General features: G+C 64.5%; 19 protein-coding genes and 2 pseudogenes. 4 read left to right on the top strand and 17 right to left on the bottom strand.

Annotated features, from left to right (window positions below; all coding sequences use genetic code 11):
- The 4 genes from VEI45_RS22480 to rplS all read right to left on the bottom strand — a co-directional run.
- The coding region (locus VEI45_RS22480; protein ID WP_324856738.1) for a DUF2469 family protein at window positions 1-117 on the bottom strand (117 nt) is incomplete at its 3' end.
- Complete coding sequence (locus VEI45_RS22475) at window positions 114-908, bottom strand: ribonuclease HII (protein ID WP_324856737.1); 795 nt, start codon at window positions 906-908, stop codon at window positions 114-116. The genes VEI45_RS22475 and VEI45_RS22480, both read right to left, overlap by 4 nt.
- Before the next feature lie 2 nt (window positions 909-910).
- Window positions 911-1696 (bottom strand): signal peptidase I, encoded by a 786-nt coding sequence (lepB, locus tag VEI45_RS22470; protein WP_414687562.1) that lies wholly within the window; start codon window positions 1694-1696, stop codon window positions 911-913.
- A gap of 122 nt (window positions 1697-1818) precedes the next feature.
- Window positions 1819-2160 (bottom strand): 50S ribosomal protein L19, encoded by a 342-nt coding sequence (gene rplS / locus VEI45_RS22465; protein WP_324856735.1) that lies wholly within the window; start codon window positions 2158-2160, stop codon window positions 1819-1821.
- Between the two features lie 274 nt (window positions 2161-2434).
- Here rplS and VEI45_RS22460 point away from each other — a divergent pair, with 274 nt between their 5' ends.
- Window positions 2435-3352: a hypothetical protein gene (locus tag VEI45_RS22460; RefSeq protein WP_324856734.1), complete on the top strand. Its 918-nt coding sequence runs from the start codon at window positions 2435-2437 to the stop codon at window positions 3350-3352.
- A gap of 13 nt (window positions 3353-3365) precedes the next feature.
- Here the strand turns inward: VEI45_RS22460 and trmD are convergent, their stop codons facing one another.
- The 6 genes from trmD to VEI45_RS22430 all read right to left on the bottom strand — a co-directional run bounded on the left by trmD (window position 3366) and on the right by VEI45_RS22430 (window position 8091).
- Window positions 3366-4043, bottom strand: coding sequence for a tRNA (guanosine(37)-N1)-methyltransferase TrmD (trmD, locus tag VEI45_RS22455; protein WP_324856733.1), 678 nt, complete (start codon window positions 4041-4043; stop codon window positions 3366-3368).
- 25 nt (window positions 4044-4068) lie between these two features.
- Window positions 4069-4590, bottom strand: a complete 522-nt coding sequence (gene rimM / locus VEI45_RS22450; RefSeq protein WP_324856732.1) for a ribosome maturation factor RimM — start codon at window positions 4588-4590, stop codon at window positions 4069-4071.
- A gap of 24 nt (window positions 4591-4614) precedes the next feature.
- Window positions 4615-4854: an RNA-binding protein gene (locus VEI45_RS22445; protein WP_324856731.1), complete on the bottom strand. Its 240-nt coding sequence runs from the start codon at window positions 4852-4854 to the stop codon at window positions 4615-4617.
- 8 nt (window positions 4855-4862) lie between these two features.
- A complete protein-coding gene (gene rpsP, locus VEI45_RS22440; protein ID WP_324856730.1) occupies window positions 4863-5387 on the bottom strand; it encodes a 30S ribosomal protein S16 in 525 nt (174 codons plus the stop codon).
- Window positions 5388-5574: 187 nt separating this feature from the next.
- A complete protein-coding gene (locus VEI45_RS22435; RefSeq protein ID WP_324856729.1) occupies window positions 5575-5994 on the bottom strand; it encodes a nuclear transport factor 2 family protein in 420 nt (139 codons plus the stop codon).
- A 138-nt stretch (window positions 5995-6132) separates the two neighbouring features.
- The gene (locus tag VEI45_RS22430) at window positions 6133-8091 is read right to left on the bottom strand and encodes a GMC family oxidoreductase (protein ID WP_324856728.1); all 1959 of its coding nucleotides are present in this window, start codon (window positions 8089-8091) and stop codon (window positions 6133-6135) included.
- Window positions 8092-8588: 497 nt separating this feature from the next.
- On the opposite strand from VEI45_RS22430, the gene VEI45_RS22425 reads away from it, so the two are divergent.
- On the top strand, window positions 8589-9458 hold the full coding sequence (locus VEI45_RS22425; protein WP_324856727.1) for a D-alanyl-D-alanine carboxypeptidase family protein: 870 nt from the start codon (window positions 8589-8591) through the stop codon (window positions 9456-9458).
- Between the two features lie 196 nt (window positions 9459-9654).
- The gene (locus tag VEI45_RS22420) at window positions 9655-10050 is read left to right on the top strand and encodes an STAS domain-containing protein (RefSeq protein WP_324856726.1); all 396 of its coding nucleotides are present in this window, start codon (window positions 9655-9657) and stop codon (window positions 10048-10050) included.
- 5 nt (window positions 10051-10055) lie between these two features.
- Here VEI45_RS22420 and VEI45_RS22415 read toward each other — a convergent pair whose 3' ends face one another.
- The 3 genes from VEI45_RS22415 to VEI45_RS22405 all read right to left on the bottom strand — a co-directional run bounded on the left by VEI45_RS22415 (window position 10056) and on the right by VEI45_RS22405 (window position 13942).
- On the bottom strand, window positions 10056-10652 hold the full coding sequence (locus VEI45_RS22415; RefSeq protein ID WP_324856725.1) for a TetR/AcrR family transcriptional regulator: 597 nt from the start codon (window positions 10650-10652) through the stop codon (window positions 10056-10058).
- Window positions 10653-10655: 3 nt separating this feature from the next.
- Window positions 10656-12464 (bottom strand): amidohydrolase family protein, encoded by a 1809-nt coding sequence (locus VEI45_RS22410; RefSeq protein WP_324856724.1) that lies wholly within the window; start codon window positions 12462-12464, stop codon window positions 10656-10658.
- A 62-nt stretch (window positions 12465-12526) separates the two neighbouring features.
- Window positions 12527-13942 (bottom strand): MmgE/PrpD family protein, encoded by a 1416-nt coding sequence (locus VEI45_RS22405; RefSeq protein WP_324856723.1) that lies wholly within the window; start codon window positions 13940-13942, stop codon window positions 12527-12529.
- On the opposite strand from VEI45_RS22405, the gene VEI45_RS22400 reads away from it, so the two are divergent.
- Complete coding sequence (locus tag VEI45_RS22400) at window positions 13921-15321, top strand: MFS transporter (protein WP_324856722.1); 1401 nt, start codon at window positions 13921-13923, stop codon at window positions 15319-15321. The two genes, VEI45_RS22405 and VEI45_RS22400, sit on opposite strands and share 22 nt — an antisense overlap.
- Before the next feature lie 195 nt (window positions 15322-15516).
- Here VEI45_RS22400 and VEI45_RS22395 read toward each other — a convergent pair.
- The 4 genes and pseudogenes from VEI45_RS22395 to VEI45_RS22380 form a co-directional block, all read right to left on the bottom strand.
- Window positions 15517-15663, bottom strand: a pseudogene (locus tag VEI45_RS22395) (ADP-ribose pyrophosphatase); the annotation flags it as partial.
- An 87-nt stretch (window positions 15664-15750) separates the two neighbouring features.
- A complete protein-coding gene (locus tag VEI45_RS22390; RefSeq protein ID WP_324856721.1) occupies window positions 15751-16242 on the bottom strand; it encodes an NUDIX domain-containing protein in 492 nt (163 codons plus the stop codon).
- Window positions 16243-16269: 27 nt separating this feature from the next.
- Window positions 16270-17340, bottom strand: a complete 1071-nt coding sequence (locus tag VEI45_RS22385; protein ID WP_324856720.1) for an amidohydrolase family protein — start codon at window positions 17338-17340, stop codon at window positions 16270-16272.
- A gap of 8 nt (window positions 17341-17348) precedes the next feature.
- Window positions 17349-17970, bottom strand: a pseudogene (locus VEI45_RS22380) (signal recognition particle protein); the annotation flags it as partial.

The following is a 17970-nucleotide window of genomic DNA, read 5'->3' as shown; positions in this document are numbered from 1 at the left end:
GTAGAACCGGCGCTCGGTTTCCACCACGTAGCTGAACTGGCCCACGATGTCCTTGTATTCGCGGTACAGCGAGAGCTCCATCTCGGTTTCGTACTTTTCGAGATCTTCGGCACTCATCTGCTCAGTCGTCCTTCTCCGTCCCATTTGTCCGACCCAGCCCATTCGGCGGGCGGTGTCTGATTGCCCATCTTTCCCCACCCGCCGTCGTCGCGGGGATCCGGCTTGCACTCGGCGACCACCCGGCTGCCCCCCGACCCGGTTGCCACCCGCCGGACGTTGATGAAGGAGTACCGATGCTCGGGACACGGGCCCAGCTCGTTCAGCGCGGCCGAGTGCTCAACGGTGCTGTAACCCTTGTGGTCGGCGAACCCGTAGCCCGGATGATCGGCGTCCATCGCCACCATCAACCGGTCCCTGCTGACCTTGGCCAGCACACTGGCGGCAGCGATACAGGCCGCCACCGCGTCGCCACCGATCACCGGCAGCGACGGCACCGGCAGTCCGGGCACCCGGAAACCGTCGCTGAGCACATAGCCGGGACGCACCGATAGCCCGGCCACCGCACGCCGCATGCCTTCGATGTTGGCAACGTGTACGCCGCGTCGATCAACATCGACCGACGGGATGAACACCACGTGGTAGGCCAGCGCATGGCGGCAAATCAATGGGAACAGCTTTTCTCGCGTCTTCTCGGTGAGCTTCTTCGAATCATCAAGGCCGGCAAGACTTTCCAATCGTCCCGGCCCCAGCACGCAAGCCGCGACCACCAACGGCCCAGCGCAGGCACCGCGGCCGACCTCGTCCACTCCGGCCACCGGGCCAAGACCGCTGCGTTGCAGCGCCGACTCCAGGGTCCGCAATCCGGAGGATTTTCGGATCACCGTCCGTGGCGGCCAGGTGGTGGCCATACCTAATGATTCTGCTGCGGATTCACCGAACGCACACCACCCCATCGCGACGGCGGCCACACAATGAACCTTGCCTTACCGATGACGTTGCCCACCGGCACGGTGCCCGCCATCGGATCACCGGTGCACAGCAGCCCATTCATTGCGTCAGCGGGGGTGCTCGTGCAGTGCGCTCGGGAGTCCGCGGAATGAGTGCGGTTGTCCCCCATCAGCCACAACCGTCCCTGCGGGACTGTGACCGGTCCGAACTCCGGGCCCAGACACGGGTACACCGATGGGTCGGCGTTCATCGTGGCCAGATCCAGATACGGCTCCTTCAACCGTGCGCCGTTGACCGTCAGCCCGGTATTGCTCCGGCACTCCACGGTCTGTCCGCCCACCGCGATAACGCGCTTGACGAGGTCGTTCTCGTCGGGCGGCACGAAGCCGATGAACGACAGCGCGTTCTGCACCCAGCGCACTGCGGTGTCGTGCGAGCGGATCGACTTGTAGGCCACGTTCCACGACGGTGGCCCCCTGAACACGATCACGTCACCGGGATGCGGTGAGCCGAAACGAAAGCTGAGCTTGTCCACCATGATTCGGTCCCCGACGCAACCCGAACATCCGTGCAGAGTGGGTTCCATGGATTCCGACGGAATGAGGTAGGGCCGTGCCACGAACGTCAACATGACGTAGTAAAGCACCAGCGCGATCGCTGCCAGGATGACGGTTTCCCGCAGCGCCGCTCGCTTCTTGCCTTTGGGCTCGTCCTCGGCGCCCGATTCGGTGGTGGCCGGACGGCTTATCGCGACTTCCGGCTCGGCCGGATCAGGGTCGGGTTTGCCTTCAGGCGACGAGTCGGTGGCTTCGGTCACTGCGTCAGCCTAGCCAGCACGGTCCGCGGCGTCGCGCACCGCCGCCGTGCGGGTCACCGCTTCTCTTTGATCTTGGCTTTCTTGCCGCGCAACTCTCGCAGGTAGTACAGCTTGGCCCGGCGGACATCACCGCGGGTCACGATCTCGATGTGGTCGATATTCGGCGAATGCACCGGGAAGGTCCGCTCGACGCCGACGCCGTAGCTCTCCTTGCGCACGGTGAAGGTCTCCCGGATCCCGCCGCCTTGCCGACGCAGGACCACGCCCTTGAACACCTGGATGCGCTCTTTGGCACCCTCGATGACCTTGACGTGCACATTGATCGTGTCGCCGGGGCGGAAGGCCGGGATGTCGTCGCGCAGCGACGCCTTGTCGAGGAAGTCCAGCGTGTTCATGTCGGAGACACTTCCTTGCGGTCGCGGCTGCGTGCTGCTGCTCGCGCTGTAGGCGCGTTGACAGTCAACCAAGCCGATGGATTCGGGCATCTGGGCGCGTCTCGCAGCAGGCGGAAGGGGACCGGCCGGTCGACAACCGCTGGAGACAACTGGTCAATTGTGCCAGATCGGGACCAGGCAGCGAAATCGCCGCGAATCGCCGCCCTTGCCTACCGGGCCGTGACGTGGGCAAATGGTACATAGGACGAAAGCCGGTGACTGGGTGAGGAGAGCCATGCGGGCGCGGCCACTGCTGTTGATCGCCACCTCAGCGGTACTGACGGCGTTGGTGATGGGCTTCGAAGCGAAGGTCTATGGCGCGCCCGGTGCCACGCTGAACGCACCCCACAGGGCCGCACCGCCGCACGCAATCATGCCGCCGGAGTCGCCACAGGGAATGCCCGGCGCCGGGTTCGACGGATTGCCGGCCCGCATCGCGCAGGCCACCCAGGATGCCGCCGCCGACGGCGCCACCATAGTCGTTGCGGTCCTCGACCGAGCCACGAATCAAATGCTGTCCAACGGCAACGACCAGCCCGTCGCGATCGCGTCGGTGGCCAAGCTTTTCATTGCGGACAACGTGCTGTCCCAGGAATCGGCGGGCTCCGAGGAGGACCGCCGGCTATCGACGGCAGACCGTCAGGCACTGGACACCATGCTGCGCTCCTCGGACGACGGCGCCGCCGAGACGTTCTGGGCTCAGGGTGGCGGTGAGGCGATCATCACTGACGTCGCGAGCCGGTACGGGCTGACGTCCACCGCGCCGCCCAGCGACGGACAGTGGTGGAACACGATGAGCTCAGCATCCGATTTGGTGCACTACTACGACATGCTGCTCGACGGGTCCGGCGGCCTATCTGGGGAGCGGACCGAGATCATCGTCGACGACCTCGCCAGGTCCACCGCAACCGGGGCCGATGGCTACCCCCAGCGGTTCGGCATTCCCGACGGCCTGTACGCCGAACCCGTTGCCGTCAAGCAGGGTTGGATGTGCTGTATCGGGGACAGCTGGATGCACCTGTCCTCCGGCATCGTCGGCTCCGACCGGCGCTACGTCATGGTGATCGAGTCGCTGCAACCCTCCGATGACGCCTCCGCGCGGGCGACGATCACCCAGGCGGTCAAGACGATGTTTCCCTCCGGGCGGATCTGAGACGGCGCGAGCGCTACCGCAGCAGGTCGGGACGGCGTTCACGGGTGCGCCGCTCGGAAGCCTGCCGCCGCCAAGACTCGACGCGAGCGTGGTCGCCGGACAGCAGAACCTCTGGTACGTCGAGTCCACGCCAGCTCGGCGGCCTGGTGTACGACGGACCCTCCAGCAGGCCGCGAGAATGCGAATCATCTTGGTGTGAAAGTGGATTGCCCAAAACATTGGGCACCAGTCGCAGCACCGCCTCGATGATCACCAGGGCAGCCGATTCCCCTCCCGGCAACACGTAGTCGCCGATCGAGACCTCTTCGACTCGCATCCGCCTGGCGGCATCGTCGATGACCCTCTGGTCGATCCCCTCATAGCGACCGCAGGCGAACACCAGATGCGCCTCGCCGCTCCACCGCTGCGCGGTCGCCTGGTTGAACAACGCGCCCGCGGGCGTCGGGACAACGAGAAGCGTTTCCTGCGAGCAGATCTCGTCTAGCGCCTCGCCCCAGACCGGCGCCCGCATCACCATCCCCGGACCGCCGCCGTATGGCGCGTCGTCCACCGAGTGGTGTACGTCGTGGGTCCATTTCCGCAAGTCGTGCACTTCGAGCTGGACGAGACCGGACTCGATCGCCTTGCCCGGCAACGATTGTCGCAGCGGATCCAAGTACGACGGGAAGATCGTCACGACGTCAATCTTCATATTGGCCTTCATATCGATGCTGCCCTCAGGTCTCCAGTTCCAGCAAACCCTCGGGCGGATCGATTTCGACGATGCCAGCGTCCAACGACACCGACGTGACGATCGCGCTCACGAACGGCACCAGCAACTCGCCGGCCTCGGCCCGGTTGACCGCCAGTAGTTCGCCGGCGGGGGTGTGCAAAACCTCGGCGACGGTGCCGATATCGTGGCCGGCCGTCGTCCGCACCAGAAGGCCTTCCAGCTGGTAGTCGTAGTAGGTGTCCGGCTCGTCGATGGGCGGCAAGTCCTCGGAGTCGATGACGAACACGCTGCCCCGCAGCGCGTCGGCCGCATCACGGTCGGCCACCCCCTCCACCCGCAGCAGTAGGCGGCTCCCGTGCGGACGGACCGCCTCCACAACGTAGTTGCGCTCACGCTGACCGGATGCCTTGGCTCGCAATATCGCGCCCGGCGCAAACCGCAACTTGGGGTCATCGGTGCGAATCTCGACGACGAGTTCGCCGGTCACGCCGTGGGCTTTGACCACGCGCCCGACTGTCAACTCCACAGGAGTTCCATGGGCTGGGCTCCGCTACTGGTCGGTGTCCACCACATCGACTCGGATACCGCGACCACCGATTCCGGCGACCAGCGTGCGCAACGCGGTCGCGGTGCGCCCGCCGCGACCGATCACCTTGCCCAGATCGTCGGGATGGACGTGTACCTCGACGGTCCTGCCGCGCCTGCTGGTCACCATGTCAACTCGGACATCGTCGGGATTGTCGACAATGCCGCGCACCAGATGTTCGACGGCGTCGACGACGGTACTCATGGGTGCGGTCAGCTCTCGGTCACCGGTTCGGCCTGGTCGCTGCCTTCGGCCGGCTCGGCTGCCTTCGCTTCAGCGGACGGCTTGGCGGCTGCCTCGGCTTCAGCGGCTTTCTCAGCTTTGTCCGGCGCGGCGGCCTTCTTGGCCGGAGCTTTCTTCTTCTTCGGTGTCGCGGCCTCGGCGTCGGGAGCACCGTCGGCAGCGGCCAACGCGGCGTTGAACAGCTCCAGTTTGCTCGGCTTGGGCTCGGCGACCTTCAACTTGCCTTCGGCGCCGGGCAGCCCCTTGAACTTCTGCCAATCACCGGTGATCTTGAGCAGCTTGAGAACGGGTTCGGTGGGCTGAGCACCCACCGACAGCCAATACTGGGCACGCTCGGAGTCGATCTCGATCAGGCTCGGCTCCTGCTTCGGGTGGTACCTGCCGATGATCTCGATTGCGCGACCGTCGCGGCGCGTCCGCGAGTCGGCGACGGCGATGCGGTACTGCGGATTGCGGATCTTGCCAAGCCGGGTGAGCTTGATCTTTACAGCCATGGTTGAGCGACTTCTCCTGTGGGTGTCACGCTGCAATTCAGCGATTCGGGCGGGATGCCAGGATCCGGTTTTGCCTCGCGTGTGTGCCGCGCCGAGCCGCCTCGAAAGGGCATGTCGCAGGGCGGACAGCCGCCTATTGTGCCAGAGCGAGGTCAGGCGGCGAAAATTCGCCTGGTCGGTCTCGGCTTCACAGAATTTTCTGGAAGCACTTGGTTTCCACCCGGCGGGTCATCCGCCAACCGTCGCGCGTGCGCAGGAACTCGTCGTCGTACCACAGCCCGCAGAACATCACCTGTTCCCTGTCACCGCCGAGCACCATTGGGTTGAAGCAGATTGTTCGCGACGACGCAGTGTCCCCGTCGATGCGGACCGAGAAGTTGCCCAGCATGTGCGCATACATCGGGAAATTCGGCAACACCTCGGCCAGCCAGGCCTTCACCGCCGGATAGCGGCCCTCGATGCCGCCGAGGGCCGTGTAATCGATGTAAGCGTCGGGCGTGAACACCGCGTCGAGGTCATCGAATCGCCGCTGATCGATGGCCGTGGAGTAGCCCACCAGCAGCTGCCCGATCTCCAGGCGGTCCGAGATCTCTTCCAAGCTCAACATTTCGTTGATTCAACACGATAGGACGGCCGCATTAGGCTAGGCGCCCCACGAAAGCCCCACGCCGCACTCGGGTTCCCACGCTGTCCGGTTTGGTGTGGGTTCGGAAATGCATGTGGACGTGTATCGAGGTCCGACACATCAATTTTGGTTGAGCATGTTCATGGCCGTGCGGCGCGCAAGAGCCATGGTCGACAGCATCGGATTGACCCCGGAACAGCTGGGCATTCCGCTGGCGTCGGCGATCCAGACCCCGGTCGTGTCGTGCAGCTCGCCGTTTGGTTTCGCGACCGACGTTTGCGGGTCGCTGCCCAGCTGTGCGCTGCACATCTGGTGGGCGCTAAACACCGGGGTACCACCCGGGCCGATCGGGACCTGGTTCACCCTCTCGATGAACGCCTCGAGGTCCTCACCACGTTTCCAGGGCGGGAAGGGCTGGCCCGCCAGGAAAATCTGTTGCGCACCCGCGGCCTCTTGCATGCGGATCGCCGTCACCGCGGCCTCGCGGAAGTTTCGACGATCGAGTTCGTCGGTGAATGGATACCAGTGCAGGGACTGACCGTTCTCGTCGATGGTGACACTTCCCCCGCCGCGGTCCTTGACGATGAACACCCAGTCGGCTCGGTATCGGTACTGGCAGGTGAGCTCCTTGTGCTGCGCGCCGCTGAGCCAGGGCACCACGGTAGTGAATAGGCCGGGAAGGTGCTGCACGCATTCGATGATGTACCCGAAGCCCTCGTTCACCTCGGCGAACTCGTTCATGATGCCGGCCATAGCGGGGCCGAACCACGGATCCTGCGGTTCGTCATAGATTCCGCTGACGAGGCTGGCGGGGTGCAGTCGCAGTTGGGTGCCGACAGCCGGCCCGCCGATGCCCGACCGCAGCAGAAGCGCAGGTGTCTCCAGGCTGCCGGCAGCGGCCACCACAGCGGGGGCGTGGACGACGACACGGGAGTTGCGCTGCGACTCTGGGTGGGTGTATACCGCCTCTACACCGACGGCTTTGCCGTCGCTGGTGAGGATCCGCTCGACGCGGGTGTGGGGCAGCAGCTTGGCTCCCGCGTCGGATGCGTCCTGTAGATAGGTGCGCAGCGTCCCCTGCTTGGCGCCGGTCTGATCACCCATCCCGCTGTAACCGATCAGGTTCGGGTCGTATCTATCGGGGTCGATATTGAGCGTGGCGAGGCGGTACGAATATCCGAGCTTGGATGCGCCCGCTGCCAACCGCTGGTGGGGAGCATTCTGCGTGGCGACCTTGTCATTGCAGCTGATGCGGTCGTACACCGCGTGCAGGTGTTCGTCGAACGCGGGTGTGTCGATGTCGGTGAGACCGCAGTCTTTGGCCCAGCAGGCGCGGACGCTGGCCGGGGTCATCAACGAGTTGGACCAGTTCACGGTGCTGCCGCCACCCACGGTGCTGCCCGCGGCGATGCTGACCATGCCGTCGGCGGAGGGGAAGAACCCGCCGCGCAGGAACAGATTCCGATAGGCCAGCATTTCCACCTGGACGAAATCGGACTCGTTGAAGTAGCCGCCTGCCTCGAGGATGATCACCCGCTTGTCGGCCCGCGCCAACTCGGCGGCGGCGACCCCACCGCCGCTGCCGGATCCGACCACGACCACGTCCGCCTCCAATGTCGTGTCACCGGAGGGAGTGATGACCTCCAGTGTCTTCGGGACGCCCAGCGGCGGCGTCTGCGCCGGGCCCGGATATCCCATGCCATCCCACAAGGGATTGCGGCCCTGCGCGTCGGGCATGCCATAAGAGAACAACACCGAAAGCTGATACAGCGCGGCGATTGCCCGCGCGGTCTCGGACGAGATGCCCGCGAGGTTGGCGATGATCGCCTCCCGAACGGCCTGAGGTTGATCCTTGAACCCCGCGAGGGCCGCGGTATCGACCAGTTGGAGCATCCCGGCGAGCTCCTCTTCGGGCAGGTAAGTGAGCAGGTACTGCTCTGCGGCAACGTCGGCTCCGAGGTCGCTGCCCTTGGTGGCCCAAAACCCGGTTGGGTCGTCCTCGCGCGGAACGGAAGCGACGAATGTGTCGACGATCGCGGTCAGCGTGTTGCGCTGAAGAGGAGTGAATTCGGTGCCCATGGCGCGGTGATCCTTCGACTAGGTTCGGATGTCAAGCGAGAAGCAAAGTCCTGGGGCAGCTGGATCGATTTGGTCTTTTCCGCCGCCTTCTTCAGATAACCGACACGCTCGGGCAGCGATGTCGCCGACCAGGCACACGCCTCGCGAGCGGCGCGTACGGCTCGTCCCCGTCGTCGGCGTTGACGGCCGGGATTCTGTCCCGGCCATTCGGGAGCTGCCGGTCTCCGCCGATGTAGTGCGCCATGCTCGAGCATGCGGCCCTCCAGTCCGGTCGGTTCCGCCGCCGCAGCGAGCCGATCTGTGATCGCCGTCACAACATACCCGACTGCGGCCAAATTGGCGTAGTGCCCTTCCAGCCCTTCAGCAGCGCAGTTGCCGCCGTGCCGTATGAAGAGGGTGCCCTTTGTCTGCCTACAGGTCGATGTAAGCGTCGGGCGTGAACACCGTGTCGAGGTCGTCGCGGCGACAGGCAGCCCGGGCCGGTAGGCTGAGCGGCCATGCGGACGCTGCTCGCCGCGATCGCGGCTGTTCTGGCATTCATCGGTGGCGGCGCGACGGCGCGGGCCGACGCCGGTGTGCAGCCGGCCGGCTCGGTACCAATCCCCGACGGCCCGGCGCAGACCTGGCTCGTCGCTGATCTCGATTCCGGTCAGGTGCTGGCCGAGCGGGACGAGAACGTCCAGCACCCACCCGCCAGCACCATCAAAGTGCTGTTGGCACTGGCGGCAGTCGACGAGCTGAGCCTGGACTCCACCGTCGTCGCCGACGAGGCCGACAGCCACGTCGAATGCAACTGTGTGGGCGTCAAAGCCGGCCGCAGTTATACGGCGCGCCAACTGCTCGACGGGCTGCTGCTGGTGTCGGGTAACGACGCGGCCAACACGCTGGCGCACATGCTGGGCGGCCCGGAGGCCGCCGTCGGCAAGATGGACGCCAAAGCCGCCTCGCTGGGCGCGGTGAACACCCACGCATCGACCCCGTCCGGCCTGGATGGGCCGGGGGGCTCGGGCTGGTCCACCGCGCACGACCTAGCCGTCATCTTCCGGGCAGCAATGGCCAATCCGGTATTCGCCCAGATCACCGCCGAGCCCTCGGCGATGTTCCCGGGCGATAACGGCGATCACCCGATAACCAACCAGGACGAGCTGCTACAGCGCTACCCGGGCGCGATCGGCGGCAAGACCGGCTTCACCAACGCCGCACGTAAGACGTTCGTTGGCGCCGCCGCCCGCGGCGGCCGCCGCCTGGTGGTCGCCATGATGTACGGGCTGGTGCACGAAGGTGGACCAACCTACTGGGACCAGGCCGGCAGCCTGCTGGACTGGGGTTTCGCGCTTAACCCGCAGTCGACGATCGGCGTACTGTAGGCCGCTGACGGCACGTGCCGCGTTTTGCTAGTCTGCCTATGCCGTTGCGTCCTATTTTGCGGTTGCCCAGTATGAGCTTTCACGGCATTGTGTCGGCAGGTGTCGACGCTGTCCATCGGTTGAGTCGCCAGCCATCGCCAACTAGGTCTGCGTCGCAAGCAGCACCCGCAGTGCCCGCAAGAAGTGAGGATCGATGATGGCCGAAAACCAACCCGCGGCAGCTGGCTCGCCACCTCAACCCGACAAGGACGACTTCAACGCCCACGAGTCGCTAGTCGATGGTCTGATCGTGGTATCCGTGAGCGGTAGCGTCGACATGCTCACTGCCCCGGGGTTGGCCGAGTCCCTCGATTCCGCGCTTGCCAAGAAGCCGAACGGCTTGATTGTCGACCTGTCCAAAGTCGAGTTTCTCGGCTCAGCCGGGATCAGCGTGCTGATGAGAACCCGTGACACCCTTGGTGACTCCACTCCGTTCTGTGTGGTCGCCGACGGGCCCGCCACGCACCGCCCGCTCACCTTGTTGGGTATCAGCGAGATGATGTGCCTGTGTCGGACGTTGGAGGACGCCGTCAGCAAACTCAGTGACCGGTGAAACGTTCAGGCCGGTAAGCCAACTCCGCTCAGCAGCGACAACAACAGCTGAATCCGTCGCTGTTCGATGTCCGGTTGCGGCAACACCGCTCCCACTAACGCGGCTCCGTCGAAGGTGTTGGTCAACAGCGCCACCAGGACCCGGAAGCTGTCCTGCGGGAAGCTTTCGGCACCGGGCAATGCACGCGCGGCGTCGCAGATCTTCGTGCCGTATTGCTCGAGGACGTTTTGCAAAGTGGCGTTGAGCTTTTCGTCGGTGCGCGCGGCGATCATCAGTTCATACAGCACCGCGTTGGTGGGGGTGCTGGTGATGTCCCGCAGGATCGTCAGCGCGGCCTCCAGCGCCGGTCGGTCGGAAGGTATCGCGGCCACCTGCTTGGTGAACGAATCGAGTTGACGCCGTAGCACCTCGTACGCCGTGGCCGCCATGAAGTCGCCCATGGTGTCGAAGTGGCGGAACAGCGCCCCGACCGATACGCCGGCGCGTTTGGTGATCACGGCCGCAGATGCCCGGGCATATCCGACTTCGATGATCGTCGCGATGCTGGCCTCGAGCAATCGCGCCACCGTCTCTTCCCGGCGCTGCTGTTGGGTGCGCGCCATCGTTCAGACCCGCGCAGTCGAGCCCGCGGGCTGTCGTTGACCCGCGGCGGCCCGCAGATAGCGGCCCGACCTCACCGTCTTTCCGTAGCCGTCGCGGAATTGCCCGTCGCGGAACACAATCGCACCGTTGACGCCGGTGGCCACCACGGCCGCGTCGTTGCGGTTGACCATGCGGCTCAGGCCGCCGTAGAACGGAACAGTCTCCTCGTAGTAGCCGTCGACCGAGTCGTCCAGGCCGGCCGGATCGATGACCACGAAGTCGGCGCGGTCACCCGTGCGAAGCGTGCCGGCGTCGAGGCCGAACCATTCGGCCACTTCGCCGGTCAGGCGATGCACCGCGCGCTGAAGGGTGAGGAACGGCTTGCCGTCCCGTTGGGCGTCCAGCGTCCGCTTGAGCAGCCGCAGCGAGAAGTTGTAGAAGGCCATGTTGCGCAGGTGTGCCCCGGCATCGGAGAAGCCCATGTGAATGCTCGGCTCGGCGGCCAATTTGTTGAGTTGCTTGGGCCGATGGTTGGCGACGATGGTGGTCCAGCGGACGTTGCGCTCGCCGTTTTCCACCAGCACATCGAGGAACGCATCCAGCGGGTGTAACCCTCGCTCGTCGGCGATTGCGCCGAAGCTCTTGCCGATCAACGTCTTATCGGGGCATTCGACGATTACCGCTTCGTGGAAGTCGCGGTGCCACAACGACGGTCCGAGTTTGATGCGGTCGAACTGACGGCGAAATCTGCGACGGTATTCCTTGTCGGCCAGTAACGTGTTGCGCTCCAACTGATCGCGCAGGTGCAGCGCCGCGGTGCCCGCGCCGAACTCTTCGAAGACCGGCAAGTCGATCCCGTCGGAGTACAACTCGAACGGAACCGGTAGATGCTGGAAGCGCACTTGCGAGCCCAGCAGGAAGTTGAGCAACCGGGTGCCCAGGCCGAAGACATGCACGGCCAACGGCATCGACTTGGCATCGGCAGATACCAGAAGGCTCATGCGAACGGGTTTGCGGCGCCCGAACATTGGGCTGCTGGAAAGGAAGAACAGCAGTCCCGACTCGGCTTTGGCCACGTTGGGTGCGCTTTGCAGAATCCTGCCCCGCCTGCGCAACACCTTGATCAGCTTGCGGCGTTCACGCCACGTCGCGAACGTGGACGGCAGCGCGCGTGAGCGGAAGCGGTCTCCGTCGAGCTTGTCGATCGCGGCGTCCATTCCGGACATGCCGAGCATTCCGGCGTCGAGCGCCTCGTCGAGCAGTGCCGCCATCTTGTCGAGTTCGGCATCGGTGGGCCGCACGTGCTTGTCGGTGGCGCGATCAAGGCCGAGTACAGCGGTCCGCAGATCCGAATGCCCAAGTAACGAGCCCACATTCGGGCCCAGCGGCAGGCTGTCGAGTTTCTCGATGTATTCCGCCGCCGTCGACCAGGTCTTGTTGTCTTCCAGCGCACCGAATACGAACTTGCGCGGCACCGCCTCGACGCGGCTGAACAGATCGGCGGCGTCGTCGGAGTCGGCGTAGACGGTCGACAGCGAGCACATACCCAGCAACACCGTGGTGACGCCGTGGCGCACCGACTCCTGCAATCCGGGATCCAGTAACACCTCGGCGTCGTAGTGGGTGTGCACGTCGACGAACCCGGGGACGACCCACTTGCCCTTCGCGTCGATCACCTCGGGGCAGCCGGTCTCTTCCAGAGGGCTGGATGACACGCTGGCGACGACGCCGTCGCGGACGCCCAGCGTGCGGATCTGCGGCGCGCTGCCAGCGCCGTCGAACCACAAACCGTCGCGAATGATCACGTCGTAGGTCACGGTCTTCCTCCGCATCGTTGGGGTTGCAGAGAAGCTCGCATAGATAGCGAGTACTCGCAATCTTTTTCTATCCGCTGTTACAGACGCCCCCTGGACCGCGGCCGCCGCGCCTCGGGACTCACCGCGCCGAGCAGCCCGGCCAGCTCGGCCACTGGGATCTCGTCCAGGCGTGCCACGGCCTCGATGATCTCGGCGCGAAGTGCGGCGTCAGCGAACGGTTCGCCAAGCCAATGGAACTTTTCCACCACACGGTCCCACGACATCGGTCGCGTAAGGGATCCTTCGAAGTCGGATTGCTCAAGGTCAAATGTGCGGCCGTCGCGCAAAGCGATGTGCACGCGAGCCGACGTCCGTTCGGGGTAGGCCTCGGTCAGGTCGGGTGCGGCTTTGACGTCGACACGCGCCAGCAGGTCCTGGACATCGTCGCGGCGGACGCGTTCGGTCTCGAGCTGTCCGGGGCCCACCTGACCGTCCAGCAGTGCCACCGCGGTCAGGTATTTGACGTTGTAGTCGGCTTGCTCTTTCGTCCACGGATGATCCTTGCTGCCATAAACACCACCGCCGGCGAAGTCGAACGCGCCTTGAAAGACCTCGAGGGTCACGGTCTCGACGTCGGCGCCGACGATGCCGTGCTCGTCGCGAAGTGCCAACGTCGCGTCGATGATCACCTGACCGTGAATCAGCGAGCAGTACTGTTTGAGGTAGGTATGCTCGACGGCGGTTAGCGACCGGTCGGATGTGTGCAAGTCGATCGGCTGATCGAACAACCGCTCAAGGCCGTTGGGACCTTCGAAAAGTGCACGCGGGCCGGTGATTCCGCGGCTCGCGAGCATGGTGGCGTATACGGCGCGCATCCCGGTGATGGCTGGCGAGATGCCTTTCCAGGTCGAGACGGGTTCGGCGTGCACAACGGCGAGTGAGACGTTGTCCACCGCGGAGGCGGCGATGGCGTCGGCGGTGTGTGCGGCGTCGAGCCCGAGCAGCTTGGCCGAGCCGGCGGCCGCCGAGATGGCCAGTTGGAGCGCGTGGTTGAGACCGTGAGTCATGACGGGAACCGCTGCGCTGAAACGGCATTGGATCTCGTAGGCGATGGCCAGGGCCAGCAGAAAGTCCGCTCCGCGCGCATCGACGTGATCGGCGACGGCGAAAACAGCACCGAAGTTGTCGGCCGGGTGGCACAGACCGCCGGGCGTCAGATATGTGTCGAGCAGATCGGGGTAGCGCACCAGCACCGCGTTGAAGAAGGCCGCCTGATCGACTGATCCACGTCCACCGCCGACGAACGTCGCCGTCGGACGGCTGCTGAACTGTTCGGCGTGGGCGCGGATGGCCGGGATGAGCTCCCCGTCGAGGGCGCCGAGCGCGCAGGCGATGCTGTCGAGAACGTTTCGCTTCAGCGTCGGCAGGACGTGCCCGCTCAAATCGGACCATGCGGCACCGACCACGAAGTCCGCCAACTGGTTTACGGCGTATGGCTGCTTTGTCTTGGTCATGGCCGGACGCTAACGAAGGGTTCGTCGCCTGCCGATTGATTCCGTCGCATGCCGCATCTTATGGTCAGTCGAACGGACGATATGAAGCGAGGCTGCTGGTGGCGCTGGAAGATCTTGGTGCTGGGCGCCTCTCCTCCCGTACCATACGGTCACGGAATCTCGCCGTTACGTTGCTAGTCATCGGCGGTTGCGTGAATTATCTGGATCGGTCTGCGGTTTCCGTGGGGGATCCGGAAATCACGCATTCGCTTGGTTTTTCCTATTCCGCGATGGGGTTGCTGCTTTCCGCCTTTGCCTGGAGTTATGGGTTGGCACAGATACCTGCGGGTATTGCCGTTGATAAATTCGGTGCCCGCAAGGCGATGGGCGCAGGGATGGTGTTGTGGTCGCTGGCGCAGATCAGCGCCGGTCTCGTCACCTCGCTGCCGCAATTCTTGGCCGCGCGGGTGGCACTCGGGTTTGGTGAATCGCCCATGTATATCGGCGGCACCCGGGTCTGCGCAGACTGGTTCGAATTGGAAGCTAGGGCATTGCCGATTGCCATTTTCAATTCTTCCTCCGCGCTAGCGCCGGCGCTGGCCCCGCCGCTGCTGACCGCGCTGATGCTGGCTTTCGGCTGGCATGCCATGTTTATCCTTGCTGGTCTGGCGGGTTTTGCCGTGGCGATCGCCTGGGTGGTGTTGTATCGCAGCCCTTCCGAAGCAGAAATTGCACCCGAAGAATTGGCGCGCATTCATGCGGGAGATAGTCCCGATATTGCTCGTGTCGGGATTCGGCAGGTCTTCTGGCTGCTGAGGTTCCGCACCAGCTGGGGGATGTTTCTGGGGTTTTTTGGAGTGGTGTATGCCTACTGGCTCTACGCTACCTGGCTGCCTGGCTATCTGGAGACCGAGCGGCATCTCAGCATCGCCAGCGCCGGGATTGTATCCGCCATTCCGCTTGCCGCCGGGTTTATCGGTGCTGTCAGTGGTGGAGTTTTCAGCGATCGGCTGGGCCGCAAATTGGATGTCGCGACAGCCTGCCGCATTCCGGCTATTGCCGGACTGGTTGTCACCGGCATTGTCGTTATGGCGGCCGCCCATACACCTAGCACCTGGTTGGCGGTGACGCTGATTTCCGTAGGCCTGTTTGCAATCAACGTTTCATCCAGCTGCGGCTGGGCGCTGGCCGCGGTGGTGAGCCCACCCAATACCGTTGCAACGCTCGATGCGGTGCAGAATATCGGCGGATCGCTGGGCGGGGCGCTAGCCCCCTTGGTCACCGGGACGATTGTGCAGGTGGCCGGATCTTTTCGGCCAGCATTCGATCTTGCCAGCGTAATCGCCTTTATGAGTGCGGCATCTTATTTCATGATGACGAGAAAACAAATCCGCGCCTGATTCTGAGCACCACCTACTGGACCGAGATGGGCAGGCGAATGTTGAAGCACGACGAAAAACCGCTGGCACCGATCGAGGCATTGCTCGGCAATGTCCCGAAGTGATGGGTATGCAATGACAGCGCCGACGCACACAGGGGACCTCGTTCAAACGTCCACGGGACGCCTGCCCCTTTCAGGGCGACAAAGCCCGCGGAGCCGACATGTGCGTGACTTTGGCGCAATCGAACCATCGTGCGTCGAGACTTTCATCGTCTGCCGGAAACGGTTCTCCGTCAACCCAATCCATCCGGAACACGTGATCCAGGTACTGGGCGTGATCGCCATTGGCATAACGATTGGGCGTTAGGTGGAATTTGGGCCGCTCCGTCGGTGAGTGCGTGAAGCGTTGCCTGCCGGAACCGAATCTCATGAATCAACGCGCTGGACGTTAGTCGGCATGAGTGTTCTTGGTGTCGAAAACTGTGGCAGCACTGGGGCTGTCCTCGCTGGCCAGCTCGATGCGCCGACGCATATCAGCCGACATCAGCGGCGCCTCCGCGAGATCAAACCATCGCGCGTCGAGACTTTCATCGTCTGCCGGAAATGGTTCTCCCTCAACCCAATCCATCCGGAACACGTGATCCAGGTACTGGGCGTGATCGCCATTGGCATGAACGATCGGCCGGGTCACGTGCAGCCAGGCTAGTCGTCTGGCAACCACGTGGATGCTGGCCTCCTCAAGTACTTCTCTAATAGCGCAGTCCGCGGGGTTCTCGCCGGGTTCGACGATGCCGGTGACCGGGGTCCATACCTGGTTGTCGGCGCGTTTGACCAGAAGAACCTGCTGATTGCGAATCACGACGGCGGTCACACCTAGCAACCACAGCGGCGCATGCCCGATGTGCCGACGAAGCTCGACGATAAATTCGGGTATCGGCATAATCAGCTGTCTAATAGTGCCCGTCGGTCAGAACAGCTGTCCGCGCAGGACTACCAGATCGGGCCGATTCAGCACGCCCGGACCCTGACGCGGATCGTCCTTGTAGCACAACAGGTCTGCCAACGCGCCGTCGTCCAGCCCCGGCCGGCCCAGCCAACGGCGGGCATCCCAGCACGCCGCGCCGAGCGCTTCGGTTGCGCTCATCCCGATGCCCTTGAGTGCCTCGACCTCGTCGGCAATCCGGCCGTGGGCGACCATGCTGCCCGCGTCGGTACCGGCGTACACCGGCACGCCGGCGTCTCGGGCTACGGCCATCCGTGGATAACACCTGGCGTAGAGGTCACGTATGTGTGCGGCGTATGTCGGGTACTTGCTCGCGGCATCGGCGATGCCGGGGAAGTTTTCGATGTTGATCAGCGTGGGCACCAAGGCCGTGCCGTGCTCGAGCATCAACTCGACAGTGTCATCGGTGAGCCCGGTGCCGTGTTCGATGCAGTCAATGCCTGCGTTGATCAATCCGGGCAGCGCGTCCTCGCCGAAGACATGGGCGGTGACCCGCGCCCCGTGCTGATGCGCGACCTCGATCGCCGTCTTGAGCACTTCGTCGGACCACAGCGGGGCCAAGTCGCCCACGCCGCGGTCGATCCAGTCGCCCACCAGCTTCACCCAGCCGTCGCCACGGCGTGCCTGCTCGGCCACCAAATCCGGCAATTGCGACTCGTCTTCGATGTCGATCGCCAAGCCGGGCGAGTACCGCTTGGGTCTGGCCAGATGCCGTCCGGCGCGGATGATGCGCGGCAAATCGGCACGGTCGTCGAGGCTGCGGGTATCGGTCGGCGAGCCGCAGTCGCGCAGGAGCAGCGCGCCGGCCTCGCGTTCGGTCTCGGCCTGGGCGACCGCCTCGTCGAGCTCGATGGCGCCGCCATGAGCCCCCAGCCCGACGTGGCAGTGCGCATCGACCAGCCCGGGCAGAACCCAGCCACCGTCGAAAATCGTGTCAGCGCCGGTGATCGGTTCGCGGCTGATCCGGCCGTCAACGATCCACAGCTCGACGGGTTCGTCATCGGGCAGCCCCACCCCTCGAACGTGCAGACGCACGGGTGCGGCTACTTCTTGCCCGGGAAGTTCAGCTTGGACAGATCGAAGTCAGCCAGGCCGGGCGGCAGCTCGTCCAGACCCTCCGGCATGCTCGAGAGATCGGGGAATCCCGCTGGCATGCCGGGCATCCCCGCACCCAGCGGGCCGCGCACCCTGGGCGGTGTGGGTCCACGCTTCTTGCCCTTCTTGCCCTTGCCGCCCTTGGCTTTCGGACTCTTACGGGTCGCCGACTTTCGCCCCAACCCGGGTATGCCCATGCTGCCCACCATCGACGACATCATCTTGCGCGCGTCGAAGAACCGGTCGACCAGGTTATTGACTTCCGACACCGTTACACCGGAGCCATTGGCGATGCGCAGCCGCCGCGAGGCGTTGATGATCTTCGGATCTGCGCGCTCTTGCGGCGTCATTCCGCGGATGATGGCCTGCAGCCGGTCGAGTTGCTTGTCGTCGACAGCGGCCAGAGCCTCTTTCATCTGGCCCGCGCCAGGCAGCATCCCCAGCAGGTTGCCGATCGGTCCCATTTTGCGGATGGCCAGCATCTGCTCGAGGAAATCCTCCAGCGTCAGCTCGCCGGACCCGATCTTGGCGGCGGCGGCTTCGGCCTGCTGCGCATCGAAGACCTGCTCA

The organism is Mycobacterium sp. (assembly GCF_035623875.1).
In the GTDB taxonomy this organism is placed as follows: Bacteria; Actinomycetota; Actinomycetes; order Mycobacteriales; family Mycobacteriaceae; genus Mycobacterium.
This window is presented reverse-complemented; position numbering and strand designations above follow the sequence as displayed.